The sequence below is a fragment of the Ruegeria sp. TM1040 genome, from assembly GCF_000014065.1.
Taxonomy (GTDB): domain Bacteria; phylum Pseudomonadota; class Alphaproteobacteria; order Rhodobacterales; family Rhodobacteraceae; genus Epibacterium.
On the sequence record NC_008044.1, the window covers coordinates 718,219 to 736,325 of the forward strand.

The following is an 18,107-nucleotide window of genomic DNA, read 5'->3' on the forward strand; positions in this document are numbered from 1 at the left end:
GTCACCCCATATGCGACGCGTTGGAGCGGCCCGCACATTCAAAGTGATACTGTCTTTTGCTCTGACGCGATGAGGACACTGTCCAGAGCCCTTGTGGGAAGCAGTCAGAGTTTATCCGCCCTCCACTGGACAAGCCCGCCCTGACTACGCCATCAATGCGCGGCACAGGTAAAGGGCGCGCCATGGACATCACAGAGCTGAGCAAGAAAATCCTGCAGGCTGACCGAAGGGCGCTGGCCCGGGCGATCACACTGGTCGAAAGCGCACGCGCCGATCATCGCGCACAGGCAGATGCGCTGTTGTCCGAGCTCGCCAAAAGCGACCGTCAGGCATTGCGGATCGGGCTCTCCGGGACACCAGGCGTGGGAAAATCCACCTTCATCGAAGCCTTTGGCATGATGTTGATCGAGCAGGGGCTCAGGGTCGCCGTTCTGGCGGTTGATCCAAGTTCGGCGCGTTCTGGTGGTTCGATCCTTGGCGACAAGACTCGCATGGAGCGGCTGAGCCGGGAGCGCGCGGCCTTCATTCGCCCCAGCCCCAGCCAAAGCCATCTCGGTGGGGTAGCCCGGCGCACCCGCGATGCTGTTGCGCTCTGCGAGGCGGCAGGGTTTGATGTTGTGCTGATCGAAACCGTCGGTGTTGGTCAGTCGGAGACCGTCGTCTCGGAGTTGTCGGACCTGTTCTTGCTCCTGCTTGCGCCTGCGGGCGGGGACGAGCTGCAAGGGGTCAAGCGCGGCATCATGGAGATCGCGGACATGATCCTCATCAACAAGGCCGATGGCGATCTGAAGGCGACCGCAACCCGAACCTGTGCCGACTATGCCGGGGCCTTGCGGCTTTTGCGCAAACGTCCGCAAGATCCCGAGGGCTTTCCCAAGGCGCTCACGGTTTCTGCCATAGAGGCGGCGGGGCTCGATCAGGCCTGGGAAGAAATTCAGGCGCTTGCCGGGTGGCGACGAGAGAACGGCTTTTGGGACAAGAACCGTTCACAACAGGCGCAATACTGGTTCGCAGAGGAAGTCCGGCAGGCCCTCCTGTCACGGTTGCAGACTTCCTGGGCCAAGTCCCGCATGGCAGACCTTTCGGCGCAGGTCGCGGGTGGGGCGCAAACACCACAGGATGCGGCGCGCGATATGCTCTTGGGGCTGGGCGTGGGTGATGTGGATCCTTCCGGCGCGCCCTGAAGGAGCGACTCAGGGGCGTAAGCGGCGAAAACCCGGAGGACCAGAAGCCAGGCCCAGGCTTGTAAGCTGCGGCTAAAACTGTAAAAGCGCGCCAGCGCCAGTGGGGATCACGCGGGAATGTCGTCTGCTCTGCCATAAAAGCGTCGCATATGGCTTGACCATCTTCGCGATTCCTCCTAAACGCATCCAACCAGTTTTCGGGCGCAGCCAATGGCAGCGCCCTTGTAATTTGGCGACTGATTCCAAACGGCCGGGCAGGCCATAAACGGGTCGGGACGCCGCAGATACGAAGGATAACACCATGTCGCGCCGTTGCGAACTGACCGGAAAAGGCCCGATGACTGGCAACAATGTCAGCCACGCCAACAACAAAACCAAGCGTCGTTTCTTGCCGAACCTGAACGACGTCACCCTGCAGTCCGAGACTCTCGGTCGCGGCGTGAAGCTGCGCATCTCCGCAGCAGCCCTGCGTTCGGTTGACCACCGCGGTGGTCTGGACGCCTTCCTGGCCAAAGCCAAGGACGAAGAGCTCTCCGCCGCAGCGCTGAAGGTCAAAAAAGAAATCGCAAAAGCACAAGCTGCTGAGGCCTAAGCGCCCGCGATTTTTGATCCTGCCCAGATATTCTGGAAAGACCACCGTGCTTCGCGCCGGTGGTCTTTTTGCATGCTGTAGGGGCGCAGGCTGCGACTCTTTGCCTGAGCTGTGCCGGCGGTCTTGCGATCCCGGCTCGGTCCTGAGATATCCATGACAAGATGAAGGTCATGAGACGGTATATCGCCCTGCTTCTGGCAGCGGCCTTGCTGCTGACCGGCCATAGCGCCGCTGCCAGCCGCTTTGACCGTGATGCGACGGGGCAGGTGATCCTTTGCACGGGCAGTGGGCCTGTGACCGTCTATGTGGATGCAAACGGCACTCCAACGGGCGCGCCGCATATCTGCCCGGACTGCATCACGCATCTTCTTGATCTGGCGGAATATGCCCCACATCTGCGGGCGCCTTATGCACCTGTGCGGCTGGTCCACCGGGTGCTTTCGCGCGCGCAATCCACCGTCGCACCTCTCGAAGAGGTTCGCGCGCGCGCGCCGCCCTTGGTCTGACGTCTGCTCTGTTTATAGCCAGACCGGTCGCCTGACAGCGCCCGGAACACTCAGATCTCATATCAAGGAAAAACTAATGTCCTACAAATCCCTCGGCCGGTCTGCGGCCTTTGGTGTGTTCGCAAGCGTTGCATTCGCCACTTCGGCTTCGGCACAGATGCTTGTGCAGGATGCCTATGCGCGATCCTCCAACAAAATGGCGGGCGCGGCCTTTATGGAAATCACCAACCAAGGCGCATCAGAGGATCGCCTGATCGACGCACGCTCTGATGTGGCCAAGCGTGTGCAACTGCACACACACCAGGAAGACGCCAATGGCGTGATGAAGATGATGCATGTCGAAGAAGGGTTTGCGATTCCCGCCGGAGAGACTCATCTGCTACGGCGTGGTGGCGATCACGTCATGTTTATGGGGCTCACACGGGAACTCAAGGACGGCGAGACTGTCGATGTGATCCTTGTGTTTGAAAACGCAGGAGAAGTGTCGGTGCAGATCCCTGTCGACATGGATCGCGCACCCAAGGGCGGCCACGGAAATCACAGCGGGCACGGTGATCACTCGAACTGATCTTGGCAGAGACACCCGAGATGTCAGACAAGGCTCCGGTTATGACCGGAGCCTTTTTTTACGCAGCGTCCCGCAGGAGGTCCTCTACCCAGATCGGAACAACGTCGGAGGCCTTGCCAAAGCGATGCTGTGCAAAATCTGCACTCACTTCCGAGGGTTCGAGGTTGAGTTCGAGCGTCTGCGCGCCGTATGTGGCCGCCTCTTGGACAAACGCCGCTGCCGGATAGACCTGACCCGAGGTGCCAATGGCAACAAAGAGATCGGCCTCTGCGAGATGGCTTGCGATTTGCTCCATATGATAGGGAACCTCGCCAAACCAGACCACATCCGGCCGAGCCGTGTTTGCGTCACAGGCAGGACACCGGGTTTCGGGCGTCATCTGGAGCGGGGCGGGCCAACGGTGCGCACAGGCGGCACAGAGCGCGCCTGAGAGCGCGCCATGCATGTGCAGCACACCGCGAGAGCCTGCTTTCTCATGAAGGCCATCGACGTTCTGCGTTATGATGATCACGTCACCAGTCCACCGTTCTTCAAGACGTGCCAGCGCGTCATGGGCCGCGTTGGGTAGGGCTTCTGCCGCGTGCTGGCGCCGTGCGGAATAAAACCTGTGCACAAGTTCCGGATCGCGAGCAAATCCTTCGGGCGTTGCAACATCCTCGATCCGATGCTGCGACCACAGGCCTCCTTTATCGCGAAACGTGCCAAGCCCGCTTTCTGCTGAAATTCCTGCGCCGGTGAGGATCACGATTTTTTTCATCTCAGTATCTTTGCCCTCTGGTTTCAAATTGGTTCCAGCATTGATGACCTGCGCTCTGGTGCCTATCAAAACTATATATATTATTTTGAAGTGCCAAAAACAAAAGGGGGCTTCGTGGAAAGCGTATTGTTTGTTTGTCTTGGGAATATTTGTCGATCTCCTGCCGCGGAGGCGATATTTCGTGAAAGCTGTCCCAATATCCAATGCGATAGCGCGGGGACAGCTGGCTACCATGTCGGCAGTCCTCCCTATCCAGAGATGGCAAAGGCCGCCCGCGCGCGAGGAATTGACATGAGCGACTTGCGGGCACGGCAATTCTGCGCGGAGGATTTCCGGAACTTTGATTTGATCGTTGTAATGGATCAGGACAATCAGGAAAACGTCGAGTCCCTGCGCCCCGCGGGAGACCGGACACCGGTAGTTTTATTTGCACCGATGGCGGCGGGCTTTGATGTCGAGGCGGTACCGGATCCCTATTACACGCGGGACTTTGATGGATGCCTTGATCTGTTGGAGAGCGCAGCACAAGGATTGAAGCGCTATGTCACTCAGGCCGGGGTGTGAACGGGGATCCCGGGCACGGGTATTGACGGCATAAAAGCCAAACTGGGCGCCATGTCGTATGCGGGAAATCGCAGTCTGGGCGCGGGTGACGCGCCCAGGCGCGAGGATCACTCTTCGATGACGCGCAGTTGTCCGGCAAGCCAAGGCAGGCGGTTGATGGCTGGGGTGATCATCTGGCTCTGGGTCAGTCGACGCACCGTGCCTGCCACCTCAAGCGGGACAGTGTCCGGCCAATCGGACTGTGCAAAGAGTGAAATGCGACGCGAGAACCCGGCAAATGGGAGCGCGTATGCGTCGATGTCCTCATGGAAGCGCACGGCCCGCATGTAGCCCAGCGGAGTCGTAATGGCCCAACCGATCCGGCGTGCCACCATGGCCATCAGCGCAAGATGTGAGCCGATCTCGAAACGGTCGTCAAATTCCATCTTGTTGCGGCTGAGATGCGACTCGATCTGCTGCGAGATCAGCTGATCCCGCGCGTAGCGCAGCAGCGGCAGGTGATTGAGCTGGTTCCCGACATCGTCGGGATCGGTTATGCAGCCCCGCGGGGCCACCAGGATAAAGGGCTCTTCCACCAGCGGATATTCGGTCACACCTGTGCGAAGTTCGCCGGTTGATGCCGCAACGCCGATGTGCAGATCCTTTTCAGCCATGGCTCTATGGATGTCATGGCTGGAGGCTGTGACCATCTTGAAACGGCACTGCGTGAGACTGTCCGCCAGAATGGTCGCAAGGCGCGGTGTCAGGTCATTGTCAAAATCGTCAATCAACCCAATCGACAGCGCCGGCAAATGTGACAGATCCATCACGGTGAGTTCGCTTTGGGCGAGGCGCAGCTCGCTCAGGATCGCTTGGGTGCGCGACAGAAAGCTGCGTCCGGCAGAGGTCAGCACCATTGGGCGCCGTCCATGATCGACCAGATCCGATCCAAGCGCCTTTTCGAGATTTCGAAGTTGCTGACTCACGGCGGGCTGGCTGAGTCCGGTAATATCTGCAGCCTGCGCGACAGAACCCGATTTGGCCAAAGCTTCAAAAACTTCAAGCCCTCTGAGCGTGACGCCTTTCATAAGCATAGGTTAGCTCCCAAAAGTCCTATTAATTTCAAACTCCGTCACGCGATGCTTCTGCCGGGGGAGCGTCTGAACACTGAACAGCACAGGATTTCCCTGCGTATGAAACGATCTGCAATGTTTCTATTTTTATTTTATTAGTTTGAAAAGAGAAAAGTTCTCAAATTGTATCCGAGGCGGTGAGTTTTGCCTTTTTGAAAGAAAAAATGGTTAATTGCAGCGCGGATTAACCATTTTTTAACAGAGTTTCTGAGGTGGGGTCGGCGCGTTTATCCGCAGATGCGTTCGGCGTCCGTACCAAAGAGTTTGTAACGTTCCCACAGGCGGGCATCGCTGCGCCGGTCGGATTGGCGCACTTCCTGAGCGCGGTGGGGGTCTGCAAACCACTTGGCGACGGTGCGCTGCTCGGATTTGGTGAGCCGACGTTCTGCGACTTTCTGGATGCAGCGGCAGATCGTGGGCTCTGCGGCCTGGCGGTCGGAGTTGCGACAGGCGCGTTCGATCGTGCCGGCCTGCGCCGAGGGCGCAAAAACAAGCGTTGTGGACAGGCAGAGGCAGGCGGCGAGGGTCAGGCGGTACACGATGATCTTTCTCCGGTTGGCACGGTGAAACTCTCTAAAAATTTGACCAACTATTCCACATCTGAACAGGGCGTTTCAATGGGCTTGCAGCGGCCTTTGGTCTCTGGAATGCGCCAGCGCGGCGACCGGTCGCATCTTCGCGCCAATCCGGTGGGCAGTTGCGCATGATCCACCTTGACCAAAGGCGAAATCCCAATCATATGCGCATGCATGACAGAGCTCTCGAAAATCCGCAATTTTTCCATCGTCGCCCATATCGACCATGGTAAGTCCACGCTTGCAGACCGCCTCATCCAGTCGACGGGGACGGTGCAGGATCGTGACATGAAAGAGCAGTTGCTCGACGCCATGGACATCGAGCGTGAACGGGGCATCACCATCAAGGCGAACACCGTCCGCATCGACTACGAAGCCGATGACGGGGAACGCTATGTGCTGAACCTGATCGACACCCCCGGCCACGTCGACTTTGCCTATGAGGTGTCGCGGTCCATGCGCGCGGTTGAGGGCTCTTTGCTCGTTGTCGACTCCACCCAAGGGGTCGAGGCGCAGACCTTGGCGAATGTCTACCAGGCGATTGATGCGGACCACGAGATCGTTCCGGTTCTGAACAAGATCGACTTGCCGGCGGCCGATTGTGACCGTGTGGCAGAGCAGATCGAGGACGTGATCGGCATCGATGCAACCGATGCGATCCGAGTCTCGGCCAAAACCGGCATCGGCATCAAGGACACGCTTGAGGCCATCGTGAAACGTCTGCCCGCCCCGACAGGAGAGCGCAACGCGCCTCTGAAGGCGATGCTGGTGGACAGCTGGTACGACGCTTATCTGGGCGTGATCGTTCTGGTGCGCATCATGGACGGGGTCCTGAAGAAGGGCGACCAGATCAAGATGATGCAGACCAACGCGCGGTACGGTGTGGACCGGATCGGTGTATTCCGCCCTGCGATGCAGGTGGTGGACGAGCTTGGGCCGGGCGAGATCGGCTTTATCACTGCTTCGATCAAACAGGTGCGTGACACCAAGGTGGGCGATACCATCACCCACGACAAGAAAGGCGCAGAGACCGCATTGCCGGGCTTTAAGCCCTCTGTGCCCGTGGTGTTCTGTGGCCTGTTCCCGGTGGACAGCTCGGAATTCGAGGACCTGCGCGACGCGATTGAAAAGCTGGCGCTCAATGATGCGTCCTTCTCCTACGAGATGGAAACCTCCGCCGCGCTTGGGTTTGGTTTCCGTTGCGGCTTCCTTGGGCTTTTGCACCTTGAGGTAATCCGGGACCGGATCGAGCGAGAGTATAATATCGAGCTGATCACCACGGCACCGTCGGTTGTCTATCATATCTTCATGAAAGACGGGGAGATGCTTGAACTGCATAACCCGGCTGACATGCCCGACCTGTCCAAGGTGGATCATCTCGAAGAGCCGCGCATCAAGGCGACCATCCTGGTGCCGGATGAGTATCTCGGTGACGTGCTCAAGCTGTGTCAGGACCGCCGCGGCATTCAGCAGGACCTGTCCTATGCGGGCTCGCGGGCCATGGTGGTCTACGACCTGCCGCTCAACGAGGTGGTGTTTGACTTCTATGATCGTCTGAAATCGGTCACGAAAGGCTATGCGTCCTTTGATTACCAGATGATCGGCTATCGCGCGGACAATCTCGTAAAGATGTCGGTGCTGGTGAATGACGAACCTGTGGATGCGCTCTCGACCATGGTTCATCGCGACCGTGCCGAGCAGCGGGGCCGCGCCATGTGTGAAAAGCTCAAGGACCTGATCCCGCGCCACATGTTCAAGATTCCGATCCAGGCCGCGATTGGTGGCAAGGTGATCGCGCGCGAGACGCTCTCGGCCCTGCGCAAGGATGTGACCGCAAAATGTTACGGCGGCGACGCCACCCGAAAACGCAAGCTCCTTGAAAAGCAAAAAGCCGGTAAGAAGAAGATGCGCCAGTTCGGCCGGGTTGAAATCCCGCAAGAGGCGTTTATCTCCGCGCTCAAGATGGACGACTGAACAAAAGGCCTCCCCTCGCGGGAGGTCTTTTTGATTGAGAGAGGGGGCTGGAAACAGCGGTCATCGCGCCAGCCCTGCTTGCATTTCGGTCCGACGCAGGTGCAATGTCGCGCCGACTTAGATTTCCAGAACGAGGTGAAGCATGATCCCGGTCAAAGGTGTCGCAGGGCAAAACGTGGCTGTGCTGGGGCTTGGGCGCTCGGGGCTCTCTGCGGCGCGGGCCTTGCGCGAAGGCGGGGCAGAGGCGATCTGTTGGGACGATAACCCCGCTGCACGCGCCACTGCCGAGGCAGAGGGCTTCACCTGTCGTGAATTGACCAAGCAGGGCGCATTCGATGGCATCTCCGCCCTCATCGTGTCGCCCGGGATTGCGCATCTTTACCCGAAACCCAATCCGGTTATCCGGGCTGCCCTGGTGGCGGGTGTGCCGGTGGATAATGACATTGGCCTGTTCTTCCGCTCTGTTGCGACCTCGGAGTGGGACGAGTTTGACACCGCGCCGAAGGTGATTGCCGTAACGGGCTCAAACGGCAAATCGACGACGGTTGCCTTGCTGCACCACATTCTTGAACATGTCGGGCGCAACAGTCAGATGGCGGGCAATATCGGGCGCGGGGTGCTGGACATCGACCCACCCGTGGACGGTGGTGTCGTGGTGCTGGAGCTCTCCTCCTATCAAACCGATCTGGCGCGCGCGCTCACACCGGATGTCGCGGTCTTCACCAATCTGACGCCGGATCATCTGGACCGTCACGCTGGAATGGGGGGGTATTTTGCGGCCAAGCGGCGCCTTTTTGCAGAGGGTGGCCCGGATCGCGCGGTCATCGGAGTTGATGAGGACGAGGGGCTTTTCCTTGCAGGGCAACTGAGCGAAGGCGAGAGCGATGATCGCGTGATCCGCATCTCAGCGCGCCAGAAGCTCTCGGGCGGGGCAGGGTGGACCGTCTTTGCTCGCAAGGGGTTCTTGTCGGAGTATCGCAAGGGGCGGCAGGCCGGCTCGATTGATCTTCGCGACATTCCCGGTCTGCCCGGAGCGCATAACCATCAGAACGCCTGCGCGGCCTACGCTGCAGCCCGTACGCTTGGGCTGGCGCCGCGGGTGATCGAGGCGGCGATGCGGACCTATCCGGGGCTGCCGCACCGCAGCCAGCGCATCGCGGAGGCGGATGGGGTATCTTATGTCAATGACAGCAAGGCCACCAACGTCGACAGCGCCGCCAAGGCGCTGAGCGCGTTCAAAAATATCCGCTGGATCTGCGGCGGCTTGGAAAAGGAAGGCGGGCTTGAGGCGCTGAAAGGTGCCACGGATGATGTGCTCAAGGCCTATGTGATCGGCCGCGAGGCGGCGCAATTTGCCATGCAGCTCGATGTGGAGGCCGAGGTCTGCACCACCATGGCGCAAGCTGTCTCGCGTGCCATGGCCGAGGCCGGCCCGGGGGAGACAGTGCTTCTGGCCCCTGCGGCGGCGAGCTTTGATCAATACGACAGTTTTGAAAAACGCGGTGAGGATTTTATCGCTGAGGTCACGGCGCGCCTGAACGGCTAGACGTCTCAGCCCCGAATGGCGGTGCCTGCGGCGTGGCCCGACGCCCAGGCCCACTGGAAGTTATAGCCGCCGAGCCAGCCGGTCACGTCCACCGCTTCGCCGATTACATAGAGGCCGGGCTGCGCCTTGGCCTCCATCGAGCGCGACGACAGTGCATCGGTGTCGATCCCGCCCAGCGTCACTTCGGCGGTGCGATAGCCCTCGGTGCCGGTGGGCTTCAGTCGCCAACTGTGCAGCCGCGCGCAGAGGGCTTCGAGCGCTGCATCGGACTGATCGGCCAAACGCCCCCTGAGGCTGCCGTCCTGCGCCAGCTCCTCCACCAACCGTGCAGGCAGGTGGCGCGCCAGTTCGGTTGTCAGATCCTTGCGCCCGCTTTCCTGACGTTGCGCGCGCAGGGCCGAAAAAAGATCCAGTTCCGGCAGCAGGTGGACCAAGATGTCCTCTCCTTCGCGCCAATAGCTCGAGATCTGCAGAACCGCCGGTCCAGAGAGGCCCCGATGGGTGAAGAGCAGCGCCTCGTCAAAACTGGCCGCAGTATTGGAGAGCCGTGCGGGCACCGAGACCCCGGCCAAAGGTTTGAAACGCCCCTCGCCAAAGGTGAGGGGAACAAGCCCGGGGCGGGTCTCAAGGACGGGCAGCCCAAACTGCCCCGCGATGTCATAGGCAAGACCCGTCGCGCCCATCTTGGGGATCGATTTGCCACCGGTTGCCAGCACGAGGTTCTGAGCCGTGATCGTCACGGGCTTGCCCTCGCGCTCGAGGCGGACGGTGTATCCGTCACGGCCATGCACCACATCCGCGACCGAGGTCTGCAACCACAGGTCAGCCCCGGCGTCGCGCAATTCTTTGACCAGCATCGCGACGATCTGGCGTGCGGAGTCATCGCAAAAGAGCTGGCCAAGCGTTTTTTCATGCCACGCGATGCCATGACGGCCCACGAGGTCAATGAAATCCCATTGCGTGTAGCGGGCCAGCGCAGATTTACAGAAATGCGGGTTCTGCGAGATGTAATTCTCGGGTGCGGCATACATATTGGTAAAATTGCAGCGCCCGCCGCCGGAGATGCGGATCTTCTCTCCGGGGGACTTGGCGTGGTCCACCACGAGGCAATCGCCCCCTGCATGGGCTGCACACATCATGCCAGCCGCGCCGGCGCCGAGAATCAAGGTTTTTATCCGCATGGGGCGCATCGACCACGAAAGCGCGCACCGCGCAAGGCGCAGCAACAGATGCCATTCGGACCGATGCGCCTCGCAATTGGGGCATTTTCCCGCCCAGCAAGGCCGGAAGATGCTGGCCTGATCGTGTCAATCACGGTACACTTTGACTAATAAGTTCCAAAACCGGGACACATTGAGGCAAAACAGGCCCCTCATTTTGGGGTCCAACAAAGGCAGTGAACCCATGACTGAGATGGTCTATGGCGCGCTTCCCGCGCAAGAGGGGGAGCCGATCCTCCCGAAATGGTGGCGGACACTGGACAAGTGGACGATGACTTTCATCGTTACCCTGTTTGTGATCGGCTTGCTTTTGGGGCTTGCGGCTTCGGTCCCGCTGGCGGCGCGCAACGGGTTTGACAACTTCCACTATGTGCAGCGACAGGCCTTCTTTGGGAGCACGGCGCTGGTGGCGATGGTGCTCACGTCTATGATGTCACCCACCTTGGTGCGCAGGTTGGCGGTCATCGGGTTTATCTTTGCCTTTGTGGCGCTTGCCTTCCTGCCGATCTTTGGCACGGACTTCGGCAAAGGCGCAGTGCGCTGGTACAGTCTGGGCTTTGCCTCGGTACAGCCGTCGGAATTCCTGAAGCCCGGTTTTGTGGTGCTGGCCGCATGGATGATTGCCGCCAGCCAACAGATCTATGGGCCGCCGGGCACGCTGTTGTCCTTTGGTCTCTGCATGGCGGTGGTGATGCTTTTGGTGATGCAGCCCGACTTTGGTCAGGCCTGCCTCATTCTCTTTGGTTGGGGGGTCATGTATTTTGTCGCGGGCGCGCCGATGCTGTTGCTTGTGGGGATGGCCGGGGTTGTCATTATCGGCGGCGTCATCGCCTATTCCAACTCAGAGCACTTCGCCCGCCGCATCGATGGCTTCCTGAGCCCTGATCTCGACCCCACCACGCAGCTTGGCTATGCGACCAATGCGATCCGCGAGGGCGGATTGTTTGGTGTCGGCGTCGGCGAGGGGCAGGTGAAATGGTCGCTGCCGGATGCGCATACCGATTTCATCATTGCTGTAGCTGCCGAGGAATACGGGCTGGTGCTCGTCTCCATCATCATCTTCCTCTATGCGATGATCGTTGTGCGCTCGCTGTTCCGCCTGATGCGCGAGCGGGACACATTCATCCGCCTTGCCGGTGCGGGGCTTGCCTGCACTTTTGGGGTTCAGGCGATGATCAACATGGGCGTTGCGGTGCGTCTTCTGCCTGCGAAAGGCATGACTTTGCCGTTCGTGAGCTACGGTGGCTCCTCCCTCATTGCAGGCGGCATCGCGATGGGTATGCTCCTGGCCTTCACACGGACCCGACCTCAGGGCGAAATCGCGGACGCATTGCGCGGACGCGGGCGCGGCTGAGCATGGTGGTCCGGTCAACGGACAAGAAGACGAAGGCAGGCACGAGATGACACAGAAACTGCTCCTGATGGCGGCAGGCGGCACCGGGGGGCATATGTTCCCCGCGCAGGCCTTGGCCGAGGCGATGCTGCGCAAGGGCTGGCGGGTGAAGCTCTCGACGGACCCGCGCGGTGCACGCTACACGGGCGGCTTTCCTCATATGACCGAGATCACGGAGGTCTCCTCGGCGACATTTGCGCGAGGCGGGCTGCTGGCAAAGGCCATGGTCGCGCCGCGGATCGCCGCCGGCGTTGCGTCTATGGCGATGCAGATGCGCCGCGACCGGCCCGATGTGGTGATCGGCTTTGGCGGCTATCCGTCCATTCCGGCACTCGGGGCAGCGACGCTTCTGGGACTGCCGCGCATGATCCACGAGCAAAACGGCGTGCTTGGCAAAGTGAACCAGAAATTTGCAACCCGCGTGGCCGAAGTGGCCTGCGGCGTCTGGCCCACGGACTTACCCGCAGGTGCCGAGGGTATTCATGTCGGCAATCCGGTGCGGGCCGCCGTTCTGGAGCGCCAGGGCGCGCCCTATATCCCGCCCGGCGATTATCCGATGTCGCTTCTGGTGATGGGCGGCAGCCAGGGCGCGCGTATCCTGTCGGATGTGGTTCCCGGAGCCATCGCGGCGCTGCCCGAGACCTTGCGCCGCCATCTGCGCGTCAGCCATCAGGCCCGCGAAGAGGATATGGCACGGGTTGCGCAGTTTTATGCCGACGCAGGAATTGATGCCGAGGTCCAGACCTTCTTTGCCGATGTGCCGTCGCGGATCTCCGAGGCGCAGCTGGTGATCTCGCGCTCCGGGGCGTCCTCGATTGCGGATATTTCGGTGATCGGCCGTCCGTCGATCCTGATCCCGCTGGCCACGGCCGCAGGCGACCATCAAACCGCGAATACCCGAGGGCTGGTTGAGGCCGGAGGCGCGATCCGTATTCCCGAGAGCGCCCTTGACACCACCTCGCTTGCAGAGCAAATCGCCGCAGTCCTGACCAATGCCGAAGGGGCCACGCAGATGGCCCATGCCGCTTTGAGCACAGGCATTCCAGATGCCACGGAACGTCTTGTGGCGCGTGTTGAACATTTGTCCGAGGAAGCTGCCCCATGACCCCTGCCACCAAACTGCCCGGCGACGTCGGCCCGATCCATTTTGTCGGTATTGGCGGCATCGGGATGTCTGGCATCGCCGAGGTGCTTTTGAACCTTGGCTATGTGGTGCAGGGCTCGGATCTCAAGTCCTCCAGGATCACCCAGCGGCTCGAACGCCTTGGCGCAACGATTTTTGAAGGCCAGCGCGCCGAGAACCTCGAAGATGCCGAGGTCGTGGTGATCTCGTCCGCGATCAAACCCGGCAACGCCGAACTCGACGAAGCCCGCTTGCGTGGCTTGCCGGTGGTGCGCCGCGCTGAAATGCTGGCCGAGCTCATGCGGCTCAAGTCCAATATTGCCATTGGCGGCACCCACGGCAAAACCACCACCACCACCATGATGGCAGAGCTGATGGTGGCGGGTGGCTTTGATCCGACCGTTGTGAACGGAGGCATCATTCATGCCTATGGGTCGAACGCGCGGATGGGGCAGGGCGAATGGATGGTGGTGGAGGCCGACGAGAGTGACGGCACCTTCAACCGTCTGCCTGCCACGATCGCGGTTGTGACCAATATCGACCCCGAGCACATGGAGCATTGGGGCGACTTTGATCGCCTGCGCGACGGATTTTATGAATTTGTCTCCAACCTTCCGTTCTATGGTCTCGCGGTATGCTGTACCGACCACGCCGAAGTACAGGCGCTTGTTGGCCGGATCACCGATCGCCGCGTTGTCACCTACGGGTTCAACGCGCAGGCTGACGTGCGCGCGGTGAACCTCACCTACAAAGGAGGCGTGGCGCATTTCGACATCCTGCTGCAGGCTGAGGGTCAAAAAATCGAAGGCTGTACGCTGCCGATGCCTGGGGATCACAATGTCTCCAACGCGCTCTCTGCGGTGGCCGTCTGTCGTCACCTCGGCATGAAGCGCGAAGAGATCCGCACAGCCCTTGCCGCCTTTGGTGGGGTCAATCGTCGCTTTACCAAAGTGGGCGAAGTGGATGGTGTCACCATCATTGATGATTACGGCCATCACCCGGTGGAAATTGCCGCCGTCCTCAAAGCTGCGCGACAAGCCATCGGCACCGAGGGCGAGGGGCGCGTGATCGCCGTCCACCAGCCGCACCGCTATTCGAGGCTCTCCAACCTCTTTGACGATTTCTGCGCCTGTTTCAATGACGCCGATGTCGTGGCCATAGCCGAGGTGTTTGCCGCCGGCGAAGATCCCATCGAAGGTGCGAGCCGCGACGATCTGGTGGCAGGGTTGATCCGGCATGGTCATCGCCATGCCCGCGCGATCCTCAACGAAGATGACCTGCTGCGCCTCGTGCGTGAACAGACGCGCCCCGGTGACATGGTGGTGTGCCTTGGTGCAGGGACGATTTCGGCATGGGCAAACGGATTGCCCGAGAGGCTTCGGGGGTGAACCCGGGCGCCCTCCTGCCCCGGATGGCACAGGGTGGCGAGGCTGTCTGCGGTCCGCGCCCGTGCCGTATGGTCCGACATTGCGCCGACCAGACGGTAAGCGAAGCGCCGCGCTGCGGCGCCCAGTGCTGGAATTACGGCGGTGGCAACGGGTGGAGGGCCATTTGATGAATATCTCCCTGATCCTTGCGTGCATTTGGATCTTGGTCGCCAATGTGCTGGCGCTCATACCCTCGCGCGACAATCACTGGACACGCGCTTATGTACTGATCGCGATCGGCATACCGCTGTTGGGCTATGTGACATATGAAAACGGCCCCTGGTGGGGGCTGGCGATGCTGGTGGCCGGTATGTCGATCCTACGCTGGCCCGTGATTTACCTGTTGCGCTGGATGCGACGCGGCTAGGCGAGTGATGCTCGATCTCAGCGCGCTTGCCGCGCGGGCCTGCACGGGAATGTCGTTCTGAAGGCGCCCGAGATCGGACAGAGGGGTTTTCCTCGCAATGGGCATGGCCTAAACCCTCGGGGAAACCACAAGCGAGCCATCATGACCGACCTTCCTGCTGTGCGCGGGCGCCTGACGCCGAACCGAGACCTTTCCGATCTGACTTGGCTGCGTGTCGGAGGTCCAGCGGATTACCTGTTCCAGCCAGCCGATCTGGAGGATCTGCAAGAATTCCTGCGGAATCTACCGGCAGATATGGACGTCTTTCCCATGGGCGTTGGCTCCAATCTGATTGTGCGTGATGGCGGGTTGCGTTCGGTGGTGATCCGTCTTGGGCGCGGCTTCAACGGGATCGAGGTCGACGGCGACACGGTGACTGCGGGCGCGGCGGCGCTTGATGCACATGTGGCACGAAAATCGGCCGAGGCAGGAGTGGACCTGACGTTTCTGCGCACGATCCCCGGCAGTATTGGCGGCGCCGTGCGAATGAACGCGGGGTGCTATGGTTCGTATGTGGCGGATGTCTTTATGTCCGCGCAGGTGGTGCTGCGGGACGGCAGCCTTGCGACGCTTTCGGCAGAGGATCTGCAGTTCAAGTACCGCCAGACCGAGCTGGCGCCCGGCGCAGTTCTCGTGTCCGCAACGCTGCGAGGCCCCAAGGGGGACCCGGATGCCCTGGCGGCGCGCATGGAGGACCAGCTGCGCAAACGCGACGAGACCCAGCCGACAAAGGAACGCTCTGCGGGGTCCACCTTCCGCAACCCGGCGGGGTTCTCGTCCACTGGCAAGGCGGATGATGTCATGGATCTCAAGGCCTGGAAGGTGATTGACAACGCAGGCTTGCGCGGTGCCACCCTTGGAGGGGCGCAGATGAGTGAAAAACATTCCAACTTCATGATTAACGCCGGTGGCGCAACCGCCGCCGATCTGGAAGGATTGGGCGAAAATGTGCGAAAAAAGGTTTACGCGGACTCAGGCATTTGGCTAGAATGGGAAATCATGCGTGTGGGCGATCCTAAGCGGTCGTGACCCTCGAAAACTCAAGTCAATTCATGAATTTGGGCCGATCAGCGGAATGTCTGATCCGGCTCGGTGGAGCGATCTGAGCAGGGGCATGGTCGTTTGGCTGCTCAACTGGCAGGTCACTTTGGTTAATGAAGCGGTAACGCTTTTGTCATAACTTGGACCACGTCAACGCCAGCATCTCGGTGCGCGCAGACAGGACACTACTGCAAAGGGGAGCAGGCCCCCGATGCTAAGACAGACAAATTGCTGTGCGGGAGCCGGAAAACCGACCCCGTTATAATGATAAAATGGGCGAAAATGCCCGGGTACAATTGAGGCAGTGATCGTGGGTGGAGCGAGCGGAACACTCCCGAAGGTTGCGATGTTGATGGGTGGCCCCTCGGCCGAGCGCGAGGTGTCTTTGTCGACGGGGCGCGAATGCGCCCGCGCACTCAGAGGACAGGGCTACGAGGTGGTCGAGGTCGATGCAGGCCCCGACCTTGTAGCGCAACTCAATGACATCAAACCGGATGTGGCTTTCAACGCTCTGCATGGGCGTTGGGGAGAAGACGGGTGTGTGCAGGGGCTTCTTGAGTGGCTGCGCATCCCCTACACCCATTCCGGCGTGCTGGCCTCTGCACTGGCGATGGACAAGGAGCGCTCCAAGGCGGCCTATCGTACCGCAGGCCTGCCGGTGGTCGACAGTGTGATCGCCGCCAAAGCAGACGTGATGGCCCGCCATGTGATCGCGCCGCCCTATGTGGTGAAGCCTAATAATGAGGGTTCGTCGGTTGGCATTTACATCGTTCACGAGGCCACCAACAGCCCGCCGCAGCTCTCTGAAGAGATGCCTGCACAGGTGATGGTCGAGGCCTATGCGCCTGGTCGCGAGATGACAGTGACCGTGATGGGGGATCGCGCGCTCTGTGTGACCGACATCCTCACCGATGGCTGGTACGACTATGAGGCCAAATATGCCACGGGTGGCTCGCGCCATGTATTGCCTGCCGAGATCCCGGACGAAATCGCCGATCTATGCCATGATTACGCCCTGCGCGCCCATCAGGTGCTTGGGTGTCGCGGGATTTCGCGTACGGATTTTCGCTGGGATGAGGCGCGCGGCGCTGATGGGCTGGTGCTGCTTGAAACCAACACGCAACCGGGGATGACGCCGACCTCGTTATCGCCTGAACAGGCCGAGCATGTTGGTCTCACATTCGGGCAACTGTGCGCCTGGTTGGTGGAGGACGCGTCATGCGAGCGCTGACCTCTCGTTTGTCCCGCAGCCGCGCAGGTGAAAGCAAAGCTGACCCAGCGCCTTCACGATTGAAATACCGGATCCAGCGCTGGATGTTGACGCCGGGCATTCGAACCGGTTTGCGGGTGGGGCTTCCGCTCGGGGTTCTTTTTATCGCTGCCGGGAGTTATCTGGCCAGCGAGACCCGCCGCGATCATCTGATGGCTCTTTATAATGAGGCCCGCGCCTCCTTTGAGACCCGTCCGGAATTCATGGTCAACGTCATGGCAATCGACGGCGCGGGCGAAAGTGTGGCGACCGATATTCGCGAGGTGACCTCGCTGGATCTTCCGGTCAGTTCCTTTGATCTTGATCTGGCGGCCATTCGCGATCTGATCGTGGGGCTTGATCCTGTGAAAACCGCATCGGTGCGGATCCGGCCCGGAGGGATCCTGCAGGTTGATGTGGAAGAGCGCGAACCAGCAATTGTCTGGCGCAGCCGCGATGGGCTGGCGCTGCTGGATGAGACCGGTGCATTTGTGGCCGAGCTTGGCCAGCGCAGCCTGCATCCGGATCTGCCGCTGATCGCTGGGCGGGGGGCGGATGAACGCGCTCCCGAGGCACTGCGCCTTTTTGCGGCCGCGCGCCCGCTAGGCAGTCGTTTGCGCGGCATCGTGCGTATCGGCGAGCGCCGCTGGGACGTGGTTCTGGACCGTGGCCAGCGTATTCAGCTGCCTGTAAAGCGCCCTGTCGCGGCGCTTGAGCGGGTAATCGCGGTCAGCGAAGTCAAAGATCTGTTGGAACGGGATGTCGCAGTCGTGGATCTGCGCCTGCCCACGCGTCTAACCGTTAGAATGAACGCGCCAGCCGTAGAGGACTGGTGGCGCATCCGTCAATTGAATGAGAGCTCCTATTGAT

Annotated in this window: 18 protein-coding genes; 14 read left to right on the top strand and 4 right to left on the bottom strand. The window is 60.6% G+C overall.

Features of this window, described 5'->3' with window-relative positions; translation table 11 throughout:
- Positions 1-182: 182 nt before the first annotated feature.
- The 4 genes from meaB to TM1040_RS07670 all read left to right on the top strand — a co-directional run bounded on the left by meaB (position 183) and on the right by TM1040_RS07670 (position 2,850).
- Positions 183-1,184 carry a methylmalonyl Co-A mutase-associated GTPase MeaB gene (meaB, locus tag TM1040_RS07655; RefSeq protein WP_011538015.1) on the top strand — a complete coding sequence of 334 codons (1,002 nt, stop codon included), beginning with the start codon at positions 183-185 and terminating at the stop codon, positions 1,182-1,184.
- A 301-nt stretch (positions 1,185-1,485) separates the two neighbouring features.
- The gene (gene rpmB / locus TM1040_RS07660) at positions 1,486-1,776 is read left to right on the top strand and encodes a 50S ribosomal protein L28 (protein ID WP_011538016.1); all 291 of its coding nucleotides are present in this window, start codon (positions 1,486-1,488) and stop codon (positions 1,774-1,776) included.
- 170 nt (positions 1,777-1,946) lie between these two features.
- Complete coding sequence (locus TM1040_RS07665) at positions 1,947-2,282, top strand: hypothetical protein (protein WP_254658859.1); 336 nt, start codon at positions 1,947-1,949, stop codon at positions 2,280-2,282.
- Between the two features lie 76 nt (positions 2,283-2,358).
- Complete coding sequence (locus TM1040_RS07670) at positions 2,359-2,850, top strand: copper chaperone PCu(A)C (protein WP_011538018.1); 492 nt, start codon at positions 2,359-2,361, stop codon at positions 2,848-2,850.
- Between the two features lie 58 nt (positions 2,851-2,908).
- Here TM1040_RS07670 and TM1040_RS07675 read toward each other — a convergent pair whose 3' ends face one another.
- The gene (locus tag TM1040_RS07675) at positions 2,909-3,607 is read right to left on the bottom strand and encodes an NAD-dependent deacylase (RefSeq protein WP_011538019.1); all 699 of its coding nucleotides are present in this window, start codon (positions 3,605-3,607) and stop codon (positions 2,909-2,911) included.
- Between the two features lie 114 nt (positions 3,608-3,721).
- Between TM1040_RS07675 and TM1040_RS07680 the strand changes: the two genes are divergently transcribed.
- Positions 3,722-4,171 (top strand): low molecular weight protein-tyrosine-phosphatase, encoded by a 450-nt coding sequence (locus TM1040_RS07680; protein WP_011538020.1) that lies wholly within the window; start codon positions 3,722-3,724, stop codon positions 4,169-4,171.
- A gap of 107 nt (positions 4,172-4,278) precedes the next feature.
- Here the strand turns inward: TM1040_RS07680 and TM1040_RS07685 are convergent, their stop codons facing one another.
- Together TM1040_RS07685 and TM1040_RS07690 are read right to left on the bottom strand one after the other, a co-directional pair.
- Positions 4,279-5,244 carry a LysR family transcriptional regulator gene (locus TM1040_RS07685; protein ID WP_011538021.1) on the bottom strand — a complete coding sequence of 322 codons (966 nt, stop codon included), beginning with the start codon at positions 5,242-5,244 and terminating at the stop codon, positions 4,279-4,281.
- Between the two features lie 266 nt (positions 5,245-5,510).
- A complete protein-coding gene (locus TM1040_RS07690; protein WP_011538022.1) occupies positions 5,511-5,822 on the bottom strand; it encodes a hypothetical protein in 312 nt (103 codons plus the stop codon).
- 210 nt (positions 5,823-6,032) lie between these two features.
- Between TM1040_RS07690 and lepA the strand changes: the two genes are divergently transcribed.
- Together lepA and murD are read left to right on the top strand one after the other, a co-directional pair.
- Complete coding sequence (gene lepA, locus TM1040_RS07695) at positions 6,033-7,832, top strand: translation elongation factor 4 (protein ID WP_011538023.1); 1,800 nt, start codon at positions 6,033-6,035, stop codon at positions 7,830-7,832.
- A gap of 142 nt (positions 7,833-7,974) precedes the next feature.
- The gene (gene murD, locus TM1040_RS07700) at positions 7,975-9,378 is read left to right on the top strand and encodes a UDP-N-acetylmuramoyl-L-alanine--D-glutamate ligase (protein ID WP_011538024.1); all 1,404 of its coding nucleotides are present in this window, start codon (positions 7,975-7,977) and stop codon (positions 9,376-9,378) included.
- Between the two features lie 5 nt (positions 9,379-9,383).
- Here the strand turns inward: murD and TM1040_RS07705 are convergent, their stop codons facing one another.
- On the bottom strand, positions 9,384-10,559 hold the full coding sequence (locus TM1040_RS07705; RefSeq protein WP_044027029.1) for an NAD(P)/FAD-dependent oxidoreductase: 1,176 nt from the start codon (positions 10,557-10,559) through the stop codon (positions 9,384-9,386).
- Positions 10,560-10,782: 223 nt separating this feature from the next.
- Between TM1040_RS07705 and ftsW the strand changes: the two genes are divergently transcribed.
- The 7 genes from ftsW (at position 10,783) to TM1040_RS07740 (ending at position 18,106) form a co-directional block, all read left to right on the top strand.
- The gene (ftsW, locus tag TM1040_RS07710; RefSeq protein WP_011538026.1) at positions 10,783-11,952 is read left to right on the top strand and encodes a putative lipid II flippase FtsW; all 1,170 of its coding nucleotides are present in this window, start codon (positions 10,783-10,785) and stop codon (positions 11,950-11,952) included.
- A gap of 46 nt (positions 11,953-11,998) precedes the next feature.
- Positions 11,999-13,096: a UDP-N-acetylglucosamine--N-acetylmuramyl-(pentapeptide) pyrophosphoryl-undecaprenol N-acetylglucosamine transferase gene (locus TM1040_RS07715; RefSeq protein WP_011538027.1), complete on the top strand. Its 1,098-nt coding sequence runs from the start codon at positions 11,999-12,001 to the stop codon at positions 13,094-13,096.
- On the top strand, positions 13,093-14,502 hold the full coding sequence (murC, locus tag TM1040_RS07720) for a UDP-N-acetylmuramate--L-alanine ligase (protein ID WP_011538028.1): 1,410 nt from the start codon (positions 13,093-13,095) through the stop codon (positions 14,500-14,502). The genes TM1040_RS07715 and murC overlap by 4 nt, the downstream gene beginning before the upstream one ends.
- 166 nt (positions 14,503-14,668) lie before the next feature.
- Positions 14,669-14,908, top strand: coding sequence for a DUF2484 family protein (locus tag TM1040_RS07725; RefSeq protein ID WP_044026678.1), 240 nt, complete (start codon positions 14,669-14,671; stop codon positions 14,906-14,908).
- A 141-nt stretch (positions 14,909-15,049) separates the two neighbouring features.
- On the top strand, positions 15,050-15,976 hold the full coding sequence (gene murB / locus TM1040_RS07730; protein ID WP_011538030.1) for a UDP-N-acetylmuramate dehydrogenase: 927 nt from the start codon (positions 15,050-15,052) through the stop codon (positions 15,974-15,976).
- A gap of 358 nt (positions 15,977-16,334) precedes the next feature.
- Positions 16,335-17,219: a D-alanine--D-alanine ligase gene (locus TM1040_RS07735; protein ID WP_049763232.1), complete on the top strand. Its 885-nt coding sequence runs from the start codon at positions 16,335-16,337 to the stop codon at positions 17,217-17,219.
- Positions 17,207-18,106 (top strand): cell division protein FtsQ/DivIB, encoded by a 900-nt coding sequence (locus tag TM1040_RS07740; RefSeq protein ID WP_011538032.1) that lies wholly within the window; start codon positions 17,207-17,209, stop codon positions 18,104-18,106. The genes TM1040_RS07735 and TM1040_RS07740 overlap by 13 nt, the downstream gene beginning before the upstream one ends.
- Position 18,107: the final 1 nt, after the last annotated feature.

What these genes read in the sequence shown, in the direction of transcription:
- meaB (WP_011538015.1), top strand. Translation starts at nt 183, where the DNA reads ATGGACATCACAGAGCTGAGCAAGAAAATCCTGCAGGCTGACCGAAGG.
- rpmB (WP_011538016.1), top strand. Translation starts at nt 1,486, where the DNA reads ATGTCGCGCCGTTGCGAACTGACCGGAAAAGGCCCGATGACTGGCAAC.
- TM1040_RS07665 (WP_254658859.1), top strand. Translation starts at nt 1,947, where the DNA reads ATGAGACGGTATATCGCCCTGCTTCTGGCAGCGGCCTTGCTGCTGACC.
- TM1040_RS07670 (WP_011538018.1), top strand. Translation starts at nt 2,359, where the DNA reads ATGTCCTACAAATCCCTCGGCCGGTCTGCGGCCTTTGGTGTGTTCGCA.
- TM1040_RS07675 (WP_011538019.1), bottom strand. Translation starts at nt 3,607, where the DNA reads ATGAAAAAAATCGTGATCCTCACCGGCGCAGGAATTTCAGCAGAAAGC.
- TM1040_RS07685 (WP_011538021.1), bottom strand. Translation starts at nt 5,244, where the DNA reads ATGCTTATGAAAGGCGTCACGCTCAGAGGGCTTGAAGTTTTTGAAGCT.
- lepA (WP_011538023.1), top strand. Translation starts at nt 6,033, where the DNA reads ATGACAGAGCTCTCGAAAATCCGCAATTTTTCCATCGTCGCCCATATC.
- murD (WP_011538024.1), top strand. Translation starts at nt 7,975, where the DNA reads ATGATCCCGGTCAAAGGTGTCGCAGGGCAAAACGTGGCTGTGCTGGGG.
- TM1040_RS07705 (WP_044027029.1), bottom strand. Translation starts at nt 10,559, where the DNA reads ATGCGGATAAAAACCTTGATTCTCGGCGCCGGCGCGGCTGGCATGATG.
- ftsW (WP_011538026.1), top strand. Translation starts at nt 10,783, where the DNA reads ATGACTGAGATGGTCTATGGCGCGCTTCCCGCGCAAGAGGGGGAGCCG.
- TM1040_RS07715 (WP_011538027.1), top strand. Translation starts at nt 11,999, where the DNA reads ATGACACAGAAACTGCTCCTGATGGCGGCAGGCGGCACCGGGGGGCAT.
- murC (WP_011538028.1), top strand. Translation starts at nt 13,093, where the DNA reads ATGACCCCTGCCACCAAACTGCCCGGCGACGTCGGCCCGATCCATTTT.
- TM1040_RS07725 (WP_044026678.1), top strand. Translation starts at nt 14,669, where the DNA reads ATGAATATCTCCCTGATCCTTGCGTGCATTTGGATCTTGGTCGCCAAT.
- murB (WP_011538030.1), top strand. Translation starts at nt 15,050, where the DNA reads ATGACCGACCTTCCTGCTGTGCGCGGGCGCCTGACGCCGAACCGAGAC.
- TM1040_RS07735 (WP_049763232.1), top strand. Translation starts at nt 16,335, where the DNA reads ATGTTGATGGGTGGCCCCTCGGCCGAGCGCGAGGTGTCTTTGTCGACG.
- TM1040_RS07740 (WP_011538032.1), top strand. Translation starts at nt 17,207, where the DNA reads ATGCGAGCGCTGACCTCTCGTTTGTCCCGCAGCCGCGCAGGTGAAAGC.